An 11,786-nucleotide genomic window follows, 5' to 3' on the forward strand; every position below is an offset into this window, starting at 1 on the left:
GACACCGCCGAGACGCGCCCCGGAGCCTATGTGACGCGCGCCGGGAGGCGGTCCTTGACCGTCGACGCGTAGACGTCCTCGTACTCCTGCTGACCGAGGCGCTGGAGCGCCACCATGATCTCGTCCGTGACGGAACGGAGGATGTAGCGGTCGTTCTCCATGCCGGCGTAGCGGGAGAAGTCGAGCGGCTCGCCGATGACGATTCCGACCCGCATGACGCGCGGGATCCGGCGGCCGATGGGCATGGCCGTGTCGGTGTCGACCATGATGACCGGGATGACGGGGACCTTCGCTTCGAGCGCCATCCGGGCGATGCCGGTGCGGCCTCGGTAGAGCTTGCCATCGGGGCTGCGGGTGCCCTCCGGATAGATGCCGAGCAGGTCGCCCCCGCCGAGGACCTGGAGGCCGGTGTTCAGGGAGGCCTCGGAGGCCTTGCCACCGGAGCGATCGATGGGGATCTGGCCCGTCGCCTTCATGAAGAAGCGGGTGGACCACCCCTTCAGGCCCCGTCCGGTGAAGTAGTCGCTCTTCGCGAGGAACGACATCGGCCGATCGATCACGAGAGGCAGGAAGATCGAGTCCGCGAAGGAGAGATGGTTGCTGGCGAGGATCGCCGCCCCGGTCGCGGGCACGTTCTTCCGCCCCACGATCCAGGGGCGGAACACGGCCTTGACCACGGGGCCGATCACGACGTACTTCATCAGCCAGTAGAACATCGAGGTGAAGTCTAGCGCCGTGTCGCACATCGCCCCACGTTTCTCGTCTCTCGACGCCCGAAGCGACTGAGTTTCACCCTGACCGCGACCCGGTGCCATGCCCTAGACTCGGACCAACGCCCGTGCCCGACCGGTACCGAAGGAGCTGCCGTGGTCCAGTTTGAAGTCCCCGCGATCGTCCCCGCCGATCCCGACGCGAACGTCGCCGACCTGCTTGCGAAGCGCGTCGAGGCGACTCCCGACCGGGCGTTGTTCTCTGTCCCGCAGGGCGACGGATGGCGCGACATCTCCGCCGCCGATTTCGAGACCGCCGTGATCGCGCTCGCGAAGGGCTTCGCCGCCGCCGGCATCCAGCCCGGCGAGAAGGTGGGCTTCCTCGCCCGCACCACGTACGAGTGGAGCCTCGTCGACTTCGCTCTGTTCTACGCCGGCGCCGTGATGGTGCCGATCTACGAGACGAGCTCCCCGTCGCAGATCCAGTGGATCCTCGAGGACTCGGGCGCGATCGCGCTCCTCGTCGAGTCGCCGGAGCACTTCGCCCGCGTCGACGAGGTGCGCGGCGACCTGCCGCTGCTCCGGGAGGTCTGGCAGCTGCATCTGGGCGCCATCGACACGCTCACCGCGCAGGGGGCCTCGGTCTCCGACGACGAGATCCAGCGGCGCCGGAACCTCGCCGTCGGCTCGGACATCGCGACCCTCATCTACACCTCGGGCTCCACGGGACGACCCAAGGGCTGCGTGCTCACGCACAGCAACTTCGTCGAGCTCTCCCGCAACTCCGCGAAGGCCCTCGACGAAGTCGTGCAGACCCCCGGCTCCTCCACCCTGCTCTTCATCACCACGGCGCACGTCTTCGCCCGGTTCATCTCGATCCTCAACGTGCACGCGGGCGTCCGCACCGGGCACCAGCCGGACACCCGTCAGCTGCTGCCCGCGCTCGGGTCGTTCAAGCCGACCTACCTCCTGGCCGTCCCCCGCGTGTTCGAGAAGGTGTACAACTCCGCCGAGCAGAAGGCCGAGGCGGGCGGCAAGGGCAAGATCTTCCGGGCGGCCGCCGACGTGGCGATCGAGCACTCCCGGCTCCTCGAGGAGGGGAAGAAGATCCCGTTCGGGATGAAGCTCAAGTTCGCGCTGTTCAACAAGCTCGTGTACTCCAAGCTGCGCGAGGCGATGGGCGGGAACGTCGTCTACGCCGTCTCCGGATCCGCGCCCCTCGGCGCCCGCCTCGGCCACTTCTTCCACAGCCTCGGCGTCGTGATCCTCGAGGGCTACGGCCTCACCGAGACGACGGCGCCCGCCACCGTCAACCTCGCGACCAAGTCGAAGATCGGCACCGTCGGTCCCGCCCTTCCCGGCGTCGGCCTGCGTCTCGCCGACGACGGCGAGATCGAGGTGCGCGGGATCAACGTCTTCAAGGAGTACTGGAACAACCCGGAGGCCACCGCCGAGGCGTTCAGCGATGGCGGCTGGTTCCACACCGGCGACATCGGCAGCTTCGATGCCGACGGCTTCCTCACCATCACCGGGCGCAAGAAGGAGATCATCGTCACGGCGGGCGGCAAGAACGTCGCTCCGGCCGCCCTCGAGGACCCGATCCGCGCGAACCCGATCGTCGGGCAGGTCGTCGTCGTCGGCGACCAGCGTCCGTTCATCTCGGCCCTCGTCACCCTCGACCCGGAGATGCTGCCAACCTGGCTCGCGAACAACGGCCTCGACGAGAAGATGACGTTGGCCGAGGCCTCGACCAACGCGCAGGTCCGCGCCGAGGTGCAGCGCGCCGTGGACGCGGCGAACGAGCGGGTATCGCGCGCGGAGTCCATCCGCAAGTTCACGATCCTCGACTCGGAGTGGACGGAGGCCTCGGGCCACCTCACCCCGAAGCTGTCGATCAAGCGGAACATCATCATGAACGACTTCGCCGACGAGATCTCCGCGATCTACGACGAGCCGGTCGCCACCACCAACGTCGCGATCGGCGGCTGACACCCCTCGTCGACCCACCCCCTTCTGACCGAACCGGCCCCTTGCGCGCGAGCGCAAGGGGCCGGTTCGTACGTAAGGGGGTGGGTCGGGTTTAGAACCAGGAGCTCTCGCGCACCTCGCGCATCGCGATCTTCCGGGTCTCGGGGTCGAGCCGGGAGAGGAAGAGCGTGCCGTCGAGGTGGTCGGTCTCATGCTGGAGGGCCTGCGCGAGCAAGCCGTCCCCCTCGAGCACCACCGGCCGCCCGTCGAGGTCGATCCCCTCGACGCGGGCCCAGGGGTGGCGCTGCGCATCGTGCCAGAGTCCCGGCACCGAGAGGCACCCCTCCCCCGTCGGCTCGGGCTCGCCGCGCACCTCCGTGAGCACGGGGTTGAGGACGTATCCGATCTCGCCGTCGACGTTGTAGCTGAAGGCGCGGAGCGCGACGCCGATCTGCGGGGCCGCCACGCCGGCACGACCGGGGAGCTCGACCGTCTCCAGGAGATCGGCGACCAGGGCGCGCACGCCGTCGTCGATCTCCTCGATGGGCGCGCAGACGGTCCGCAGGACGGGATCGCCGAAGATGCGGATCTCTCGGACCGTCATCAGGCGGCCTTCGCCCGGAGACCCTCGACGAGGAGCGCCGCGAGTTCCCGCGCCGCCTTCCGCGTCTCAGGGAGGAGGTTCGCGAAGACGATCGTCCCGCCCGCGGCGATCTGCGGGTCGTACGGCACACGCACGACACTGCGGGCCCGCGACGCGAAGTGCGCCTGGAGCTCCCCGAGACGCACGAGCGGCGTGCCGGGCGTGGACTGGTTGAGCACCACGATCGCATCCCGCGCCTGCTGCGCGTGCCCGTTGGTCTCCAGCCACGTGAGCGTCTCGGAGGCCAGTCGCGCCTCGTCGACGCTGAGACCGGAGACGATGACGATCTGGTCGGCGAGGTCGAGGGTGGCCGACATCACCGAATGGACGATTCCGGTGCCGGTGTCGGTGAGGACGAGCGAGTAGTAATGAGCGGCCACATCGGCGACGTCGCGATAGTCGTCGTCGCTGAAGGCCTCGGCGACGCGGGGATCGGCGTCCGACGCGAGCACATCGAGGCGCGTCGCATCCCGAGCGACGATGGCGGAGACATCGTGGTAGCCCCGCACGTCGTCCCGGATGCGGACGAGGTCGCGCACGGACTTGCCGTGCGCGGCGCGCTGCACCCGGTCGGCGAGAGTTCCCCGATCGGGGTTCGCGTCCACCGCGATGACCCGGTCCTCCCTCGCGTCCGCAAGGGCCATACCGAGGAGCGCGGTGACCGTGGTCTTGCCCACACCGCCCTTACGCGAGAGCACCGGCACGAAACGGGCCCCGCCGGCGAGCGGCGCGGCGATCCGCGCGGTGAGCTCCTTGCGCTCACGCGCACGTCGTCCATCACCGAGGTTCAGTCGGCGTCCGGACAACGTGTAGAGCAGATGGCTCCACCCGCCCTCGGGTTCCGGCTTTGCCACACGATGCGGGTCGAGGAGGCGATCGGTGGTGAGGAGGTCCGCGGATTCGCGGGCGGACTCCCCCAACTCGTCGAGGCGCTTCGCGGTGAGCGTCACATCGGTGCGCGGCGCCGGACGCGCGGGCGCGGAGGCGACGGGCTTGTCGTCGGATGCGGGCATCGTGGTCTCCTTCTGCACGGGTGGCTGCGGAGCGCGCACCGGCTTCGCCGCCGGGATCTCCGTACGGTCGGCACCGGCCTTGGCGAGGAAGAGAGCCGCAGCCTCCTCCTCGGCGACCCGATCCGGTGCGGCATCCGCCGTCGGCGCGGGCTCCTCCACCACGACCGCATCGATCACGTCATCGAGGCGCGGCGGATCCAGGACAGGCTTGGGCGCAGCGGGGAGCGTGAGGTCATCGACGACGAGATCGATGCCGACCTCTCCCACCACCACACCGTCGTCGGCGAGATCGTCGTCCTCCTCCGCCGGCAGGGTCACCCGCACCTGCGCGGTCCCGCCGAGGATGCCGATGCCGGCGGTGTCGACGGACGCAGCGTCGTCGAGCACCCCCAGCGGACTGTCCTCGGGATCGGCGTTGTTCTTCGCGGTCACGTGTCACTCCAACCTGTGCGGGCCTCGGGATGCGCCCAGGGTGCGCGGCCTCGCCCGGACAAGATTAGTGCGCCGGTCGGATCACGACCAAAAGATCACCCGCGTCCACCTGCTGGGTCTCGGCGATGGCGTGCCGCTCGACGACCCCGTCCACGGGGGCCGTGATGGCAGCCTCCATCTTCATCGCCTCGATCGACGCGACCGGCTCACCGGCCCGCACCGTCGCCCCCACCTCGGCCTTGAGGGTGACCACTCCGGAGAACGGCGCCGCCACCTGGCCGGGGACGGACGTGTCCGCCTTCTCCACCTCGTGTGCATCCACGGCGATGGAGCGATCCCGCACGAACACGGGCCGGAGTTGACCGTTCAGGGTCGTCATCACGGTCCGCATGCCCTTGTCGTCCGCCTCGCCGATGGCTTCGAGCCCCACGTACAGCTGCACCCCACGATCGATCTCGATGAGGTGCTCCTGGCCGGGGACCAGCCCGTAGAGATAGTCGCTGGTGTCGAGCACGGAGAGATCGCCGTACTGCTCGCGCCGCTCCGCGAACTCGGCCGTGGGCGCGGGGAACAGCAGCGTGTTCAGGCGGGAGCGCCGCTGCGCGCTCGTCCCGGCCAGCTCCGCCTCGTCCTGGTCCGTCAGCGCCGTGAGGCCGGTTCGCACGGAACGGCCGGCGAGCACCTTGGAGCGGAAGGGCTCGGGCCAGCCACCGGGGAGGTCGCCGAGCTCGCCCGCCATGAACCCGACCACGGAGTCCGGCACGTCGTACTTCCCGGGGTTCGCCTCGAAGTCCGCGGGATCGGCGTTCACCGCGGCGAGGTGCAGAGCGAGGTCGCCCACGACCTTCGACGACGGGGTGACCTTCGGCACGCGTCCGAGGATGCGGTCCGCGGCGGCGTACATGTCCTCGATGAGTTCGAAGTCGTCGGCGAGGCCGAGAGCCTTGGCCTGCTGCCGGAGGTTCGACAGCTGACCGCCGGGGATCTCGTGGTGGTACACGCGTCCGGTGGGCCCCGGAAGCCCCGACTCGAACGGTGCGTATTGGCGACGCACCGCCTCCCAGTAGGGCTCAAGGTCCGAGACGGCCGCGAGCGAGATCCCGCTGTCCCGCTCCGTGTGGGCGAGGGCGGCGACGAGAGACGACAGGGACGGCTGACTGGTCGTGCCGGACAGCGGGGCCGACGCAGCGTCCACCGCATCGACGCCGGCGGCGCTGGCCGCGAGCAGGGTGGCGAGCTGTCCGCCCGGAGTGTCGTGGGTGTGCAGATGCACGGGCAGGTCGAAGCGCTCCCGGAGCGCCGTGACGAGCTTCGCGGCCGCGGCGGGGCGGAGCAGGCCCGCCATGTCCTTGATCGCGAGGATGTGCGCGCCGGCGGCGACGATCTGATCCGCGAGCCCGAGGTAGTAGTCGAGCGTGTAGAGCTGCTCCGCCGGATCCAGCAGATCGCCGGTGTAGCAGAGCGCGACCTCCGCGACCGCGGTCCCCGTGGCGCGGACCGCCTCGATCGCCGGGCGCATCTGTTCCACGTCGTTGAGCGCGTCGAAGATGCGGAAGATGTCGACGCCGCTCGCCGCCGCCTCCGCGACGAAAGCCTCGGTCACCGCCGTCGGGTACGGCGTGTAGCCGACCGTGTTCCGACCGCGGAGGAGCATCTGGATGGCGACGTTCGGGAGGGCCGCCCGCAGCTTGTCCAGTCGCTCCCACGGGTCCTCTCCCAGGAAGCGGAGCGCGACGTCGTACGTGGCTCCTCCCCAGGCCTCGACAGAGAGCAGCTCCGGTGTGAGCCGGGCGAGGTACGGAGCGGCGGCGACGAGGTCCTTCGTGCGGACCCGGGTCGCGAGCAGCGACTGGTGCGCGTCGCGGAAGGTCGTGTCGGTGATCGCGAGGGCGCTCTGCGCACGCAGGCCGCGAGCGAACTCCTCGGGACCGACCTCGAGCAGCCGCTGCCGGGATCCGGGCGCCGGTTCGACCGCCAGGTCGATGGGAGGCAGCTTGGTCGCGGGGTCGATGACGCCGGGATGCGCGCCGTGCGGCTTGTTCACCGTGACGTCGACGAGCCAGTTGAGGATCTTGGTACCGCGGTCCTTCGAGGCGCGTCCGCGGAGCAGTTCCGGCCGCTCGTCGATGAAGGACGTGCTGACGTCGCCCCGGATGAACGCCTCGTCGTCGAGCAGAGCCTGGAGGAAGGGGATGTTCGTGGAGACACCGCGGATGCGGAACTCGGCGAGGGCACGGCGCGCACGGGCGACGGCGGCCGGGAAATCGCGGCCGCGGCAGGTCAGCTTCGCCAGCATCGAGTCGAAGTGCGGGCTGATCTGGGCACCCTGGTGAACGGTGCCGCCATCGAGACGGATCCCCGCTCCGCCGGGCGAGCGGTAGGTGGTGATCTTCCCGGTGTCGGGTCGGAAGCCCTGCGTCGGGTCCTCCGTGGTGATGCGGCATTGCAGTGCGGCGCCGCGCAGGTGCAGGCTCTCCTGCTGCAGTCCGAGCTCGGCGAGGGTCTGCCCCGCGGCGATGCGCATCTGGCTCTGCACGAGGTCGACGTCGGTCACCTCCTCGGTGACCGTGTGCTCGACCTGGATGCGCGGGTTCATCTCGATGAACACGACCTCGCCGGCGCGGTCCCCCGCCGTCTCCAGGAGGAACTCGACGGTCCCCGCGTTCTCGTAGCCGATGGAGCGGGCGAAAGCCACGGCGTAGCCGTGCAGGGCCTGGCGCACGTCGTCATCGAGGTTGGGGGCGGGAGCGATCTCGACGACCTTCTGATGCCGCCGCTGGACGGAGCAGTCGCGCTCGAACAGGTGCACCGTCTCACCGGTCTTGTCCGCGAGGATCTGCACCTCGATGTGCCGCGGCCGCACGACGGCCTGCTCGAGGAACATCCGGGGGTCGCCGAAGGCGCTGCCGGCTTCCCGCATGGCCTCGGCGAGGGCCGGTCCGAGATCGCCGAGCGTCTCGACGCGCCGCATGCCGCGGCCTCCTCCTCCGGCGACCGCCTTGGCGAAGAGGGGGAACCCGATCTCCTCCGCCTGGGCTACGAGCGCATCGACGTCGTCCGAAGCCTCGGTGGACCGGAGCACGGGGACGCCCGCCTCGACGGCGTGACGCTTCGCCTCGACCTTGTTGCCGGCCATCTCGAGGACCTTCGCCGGCGGCCCGATGAAGACGATGCCGTTCGCCGCGGCCTTCTCCGCCAGTTCCGGATTCTCCGAGAGGAAGCCGTATCCGGGGTAGATGGCGTCGGCGCCGGCCTCGGTGGCCACGCGGATGATCTCGTCGACATCCAGGTAGGCGCGGACCGGGTGCCCGCGCTCGCCGATCTCGTACGCCTCGTCGGCCTTGAGCCTGTGGACCGAGCCGCGGTCCTCGTGCGGGAAGACGGCGACGGTGCGCGCCCCCACCTCGACCGCTGCCCGGAATGCCCGGATCGCGATCTCGCCACGATTCGCCACAAGGATCTTCTGGAACATGCACACCTCTGAGAGCTCGATGCACGGCCGAGGCACGCACATGGGGCGGGGCTGAGTGTTCCCCCAGCCTAGGGGAAGGTAACGTGGTCTCCGTGCACGTACTCAGCGTCAGCTCTCTCAAGGGGGGCGTCGGCAAGACGACCGTGACACTCGGGCTGGCCTCCGCGGCTTTCGCCCGGGGTGTCCGGACGCTCGTCGTCGACCTCGACCCGCAGTCCGACGTCTCCACCGGGATGGACATCCAGGTCGCGGGACGACTCAACATCGCCGATGTGCTGGCGAACCCGAAGGAGAAGACCGTCCGTCAGGCGATCACCTCCAGCGGCTGGGCCAAGGTCCACCCCGGCACGATCGACGTGCTGATCGGCAGTCCGTCCGCCATCAACTTCGACGGCCCGCACCCGAGCGTCCGCGATGTGTGGAAGCTCGAGGAGGCGCTCGCTGCGGTCGAGGCGGACTACGACCTCGTGCTCATCGACTGCGCGCCCTCGCTGAACGCCCTCACCCGTACCGCGTGGGCGGCGAGCGACCGCGTCATGGTCGTCACTGAGCCCGGACTCTTCTCCGTGGCGGCAGCGGACCGTGCCCTGCGTGCGATCGAGGAGATCCGCCGCGGCCTCTCCCCGCGCCTCCAGCCGCTGGGCATCGTCGTCAACCGCGTGCGCCCGCAGTCGATCGAGCATCAGTTCCGCATCAAGGAGCTGCGGGACATGTTCGGCCCCCTCGTCCTCTCGCCGCAGCTGCCGGAGCGCACCTCCCTCCAGCAGGCGCAGGGCGCCGCGAAGCCGCTGCACATCTGGCCCGGCGACTCGGCGCAGGAACTCGCCGCAGACTTCGACCAACTCCTCGACCGCATCATCCGCACGGGTCGGATCCCCGTCCCGGAGACCGGGCCGCAGAGCTGAGACCCCGGAACGACGAAACGGCCATCCTCTTCGAGGGTGGCCGTTCTTCGTGGAGCGGGGGCCGTCAGGCGGAGCGCTTGGCGCGACGGGCGGAGAGCTCGTCGACGGGGTCGGGAGCGGAGGCGTCGAAGGCGACGAGCGTCGACTCCACCTCACGCAGGACCTTGCCGACCGCGATACCGAAGACACCCTGACCGCGGCTGACCAGGTCGATCACCTCGTCGTTCGACGTGCAGAGGTAGACCGACGCCCCGTCGCTCATGAGGGTCGTCCCTGCGAGGTCGCGGATACCGGCGCGGCGGAGCTCGTCCACCGCGGTGCGGATCTGCTGCAGGGAGATCCCGGTGTCGAGGAGGCTCTTCACGAGCTTCAGGACGAGGATGTCGCGGAAGCCGTAGAGGCGCTGGGAACCGGAGCCGTTCGCACCGCGCACCGTGGGCTCGACGAGCTCGGTGCGTGCCCAGTAGTCGAGCTGACGGTAGGTGATACCGGCCGCGCGGGCCGCCACGGCACCGCGATAGCCGACCTCATCGTCCATCGCGGGCAGACCGTCGGTGAAGAGGAGTTCGGTCACGAACCGCGGGTCGCCTGCGAGCTCATCCGCATTCATCTGAAATCCTCCCTGGAACGGTTATCTCCACGGTAGAGCAGGGTCCCGGCACCGGCAACGACATCCGTGCGACGCCGAAGGTGTGTCGCAATCAGTTCGTTACGAAAGGATCCGCGTGAGTGCGTCCTTCACGAACAAGGTCCGGACGTCGTCGATCCGTGTGGCCAGTTCCGGCGCGAGTTCGTTGGCGCGCGCTCGCGAGGCGGCATCGGTCCGGCGCAGCAACGTGGAGAGCGCCGACTCGATGAGCGACACCTCACGCTCCGCTCCCTGTCGCAGGGAGCGGAGATGACGCGGCTCGATGCCGTGCCGGTCGAGGGCGACAAGCCCACGGAGCAGCGCGACGGTGGAGTCCGAGTAGGTCTCCTGCGCGGTGATGACCCCGGTGCTGATGGCGTCGTTGAGCAGCTGGGGACCCGCGCCGGCTGCAGCCAGCAACTCCTCACGGCGATAACGGCGCGGGGCCGGGGCGATCGAGGGCGGCGGCGTGAGGGCCGCCGTCTCCCCCGAGGCCTCCGCCTCGTCGAGCTGCTCACGGATGACGCTGAGCGGAAGGTAGTGATCCCGCTGCAGCGTCAGTCCCAGACGGAGCCGCTCGATATCGGCGGAGGAGAACTTCCGGTAGCCGGACTCGGTGCGGGAGGGCCGGACGATGCCCTGCACCTCGAGAAACCGCAGCTTGCTGGAGGTCAGGTCGGGGAACTCCGGAGTGAGGCGTGCGAGCACCTGACCGATACTCAGCAGGCCCGCGGACGCCGAGCGTTCGCGGGCGGGAGTTGCCGCCATCAGGCGTTCGCCGCGCGGTCGAGCGGGGACGCGAAGAAGTTCAGACGGAACTTGCCGACGCGCAGCTCGGAACCGTCCGCCAGGGGGCTACGGTCCACGCGCTCCCCGTTCACATAGGTGCCGTTGAGGGAGCGCTGATCGATGATCTCGAACGTCGTCCCGGTCCGGGTGATCTCCGCGTGACGGCGGGACACCGTGACGTCGTCGAAGAAGATGTCGGCTTCCGGGTGGCGGCCGACGGTGGTCACGTCGGTGTCGAGGAGATACCGCGCACCGGCGAGCGCTCCGGAACGGACGAGCAGCAGAGCCGAGCCCGAGGGCAGCGCCGCGATGGCCGACTGCTCGACATCGGTCAACTCCACGCCGAACGGGACGAACGACAGATCGGAATCGTGTCCGAACGTCTGCGTCACATCGTGTCTCGGCTCGCCGGAGCGATGGATGGCGGCTTCACCGGCCGGTCGGCTGTCGCTGTCTGTCACTGTGCCCTCCTGGCTGTCCAGACTATCCGATACGAAGGGGTGCGCGGGAGGCCGCTTTCGCACTCAGCGGTCCCATACCGGGGATTCATAGGCTGGACTCGTGAAGACCACAGCTCTGCGCCGCCCGGCGGCCCCGATCGCCCTCGTAGCCACCCTCCTCGCCGCGTTCCTCGTCCTCTTCTCCCCGCCGCTGTCGGCTTCGGCCCACGACGCTCTCGTGTCGTCGTCGCCTGCGGCGGACAGCAGTGTGGAGACCCTGCCCGCGGAGCTGACCCTCACCTTCAGCGCCAAGCTCATCGAGGGGGAGGGTGCGACGGAGCTCACCGTCACCGATCCGGCCGGCGAGTCCGTGATCGACGGCGCCCCCACGGTCGACGGGGCGATCGTGACCCAGCCCCTGACCGGCTCGGGCCCCGCCGGGGAGTACCGCGTCGTCTGGAAGGTCGTCTCGAGCGACGGCCACCCGACGTCCGGAGAGTTCTCCTTCACCGTCACCGTCGGCGACGAGGGCGCCGCGACGGGCGAGCCCACCACCGCTCCCCCGACCGCGGCGCCGACGACGGAGCAGACCGCTACCCCCGAGGCGACCGCGACGACGGCACCGGACGCGGGAGACGACGCCGGAGCCGCTTCCCCATGGATCTGGGTGCTGGTGATCCTGGGCGTGCTCGCCGCGCTGAGCGCGGTCGTCTGGCTCATCGTGCGCCGCCCTCGGGGACCGGCCCCCACCGATTCCGACGCCCCCTCTGAGCGATAGGCTTAAGA

10 protein-coding genes are annotated in these 11,786 nt (G+C 69.7%); 3 read left to right on the forward strand and 7 right to left on the reverse strand.

Going from position 1 to position 11,786, the window contains the following annotated elements; all coding sequences use genetic code 11:
- Positions 1–26: 26 nt before the first annotated feature.
- Complete coding sequence (locus BK819_RS15085) at positions 27–716, reverse strand: 1-acyl-sn-glycerol-3-phosphate acyltransferase (protein ID WP_071329902.1); 690 nt, start codon at positions 714–716, stop codon at positions 27–29.
- A gap of 150 nt (positions 717–866) precedes the next feature.
- Here BK819_RS15085 and BK819_RS15090 point away from each other — a divergent pair, with 150 nt between their 5' ends.
- Entirely contained in the window at positions 867–2,699 is a 1,833-nt protein-coding gene (locus BK819_RS15090) for a long-chain fatty acid--CoA ligase (RefSeq protein ID WP_071329852.1), read from the forward strand.
- A gap of 91 nt (positions 2,700–2,790) precedes the next feature.
- Here the strand turns inward: BK819_RS15090 and def are convergent, their stop codons facing one another.
- The 3 genes from def to BK819_RS15105 all read right to left on the reverse strand — a co-directional run bounded on the left by def (position 2,791) and on the right by BK819_RS15105 (position 8,238).
- Positions 2,791–3,282, reverse strand: a complete 492-nt coding sequence (gene def / locus BK819_RS15095) for a peptide deformylase (protein WP_071329853.1) — start codon at positions 3,280–3,282, stop codon at positions 2,791–2,793.
- Positions 3,282–4,766 (reverse strand): MinD/ParA family protein, encoded by a 1,485-nt coding sequence (locus BK819_RS15100; RefSeq protein ID WP_071329854.1) that lies wholly within the window; start codon positions 4,764–4,766, stop codon positions 3,282–3,284. Before BK819_RS15100 ends, def begins: the two co-directional genes overlap by 1 nt.
- Before the next feature lie 64 nt (positions 4,767–4,830).
- Positions 4,831–8,238, reverse strand: a complete 3,408-nt coding sequence (locus BK819_RS15105; RefSeq protein ID WP_071329855.1) for a pyruvate carboxylase — start codon at positions 8,236–8,238, stop codon at positions 4,831–4,833.
- A 92-nt stretch (positions 8,239–8,330) separates the two neighbouring features.
- Here BK819_RS15105 and BK819_RS15110 point away from each other — a divergent pair, with 92 nt between their 5' ends.
- Positions 8,331–9,143 (forward strand): ParA family protein, encoded by an 813-nt coding sequence (locus tag BK819_RS15110; protein WP_060921164.1) that lies wholly within the window; start codon positions 8,331–8,333, stop codon positions 9,141–9,143.
- Between the two features lie 64 nt (positions 9,144–9,207).
- On the opposite strand, the gene BK819_RS15115 is transcribed toward BK819_RS15110, so the two are convergent.
- The 3 genes from BK819_RS15115 to BK819_RS15125 form a co-directional block, all read right to left on the reverse strand.
- Entirely contained in the window at positions 9,208–9,753 is a 546-nt protein-coding gene (locus BK819_RS15115) for a MerR family transcriptional regulator (RefSeq protein WP_060921155.1), read from the reverse strand.
- A gap of 99 nt (positions 9,754–9,852) precedes the next feature.
- The gene (locus BK819_RS15120) at positions 9,853–10,539 is read right to left on the reverse strand and encodes a MerR family transcriptional regulator (RefSeq protein WP_071329856.1); all 687 of its coding nucleotides are present in this window, start codon (positions 10,537–10,539) and stop codon (positions 9,853–9,855) included.
- Positions 10,539–11,021 carry an FHA domain-containing protein gene (locus BK819_RS15125; protein ID WP_060921153.1) on the reverse strand — a complete coding sequence of 161 codons (483 nt, stop codon included), beginning with the start codon at positions 11,019–11,021 and terminating at the stop codon, positions 10,539–10,541. Before BK819_RS15125 ends, BK819_RS15120 begins: the two co-directional genes overlap by 1 nt.
- Before the next feature lie 100 nt (positions 11,022–11,121).
- Here BK819_RS15125 and BK819_RS15130 point away from each other — a divergent pair, with 100 nt between their 5' ends.
- The gene (locus BK819_RS15130) at positions 11,122–11,778 is read left to right on the forward strand and encodes a copper resistance CopC family protein (protein ID WP_071329857.1); all 657 of its coding nucleotides are present in this window, start codon (positions 11,122–11,124) and stop codon (positions 11,776–11,778) included.
- The last annotated feature ends 8 nt before the right edge of the window (positions 11,779–11,786 follow it).

The organism is Microbacterium sp. LCT-H2, from assembly GCF_001866135.1.
In the GTDB taxonomy this organism is placed as follows: Bacteria; Actinomycetota; Actinomycetes; order Actinomycetales; family Microbacteriaceae; genus Microbacterium.

What these genes read in the sequence shown, in the direction of transcription:
- def (WP_071329853.1), bottom strand. Translation starts at nt 3,282, where the DNA reads ATGACGGTCCGAGAGATCCGCATCTTCGGCGATCCCGTCCTGCGGACC.
- BK819_RS15085 (WP_071329902.1), bottom strand. Translation starts at nt 716, where the DNA reads ATGTTCTACTGGCTGATGAAGTACGTCGTGATCGGCCCCGTGGTCAAG.
- BK819_RS15105 (WP_071329855.1), bottom strand. Translation starts at nt 8,238, where the DNA reads ATGTTCCAGAAGATCCTTGTGGCGAATCGTGGCGAGATCGCGATCCGG.
- BK819_RS15115 (WP_060921155.1), bottom strand. Translation starts at nt 9,753, where the DNA reads ATGAATGCGGATGAGCTCGCAGGCGACCCGCGGTTCGTGACCGAACTC.
- BK819_RS15120 (WP_071329856.1), bottom strand. Translation starts at nt 10,539, where the DNA reads ATGGCGGCAACTCCCGCCCGCGAACGCTCGGCGTCCGCGGGCCTGCTG.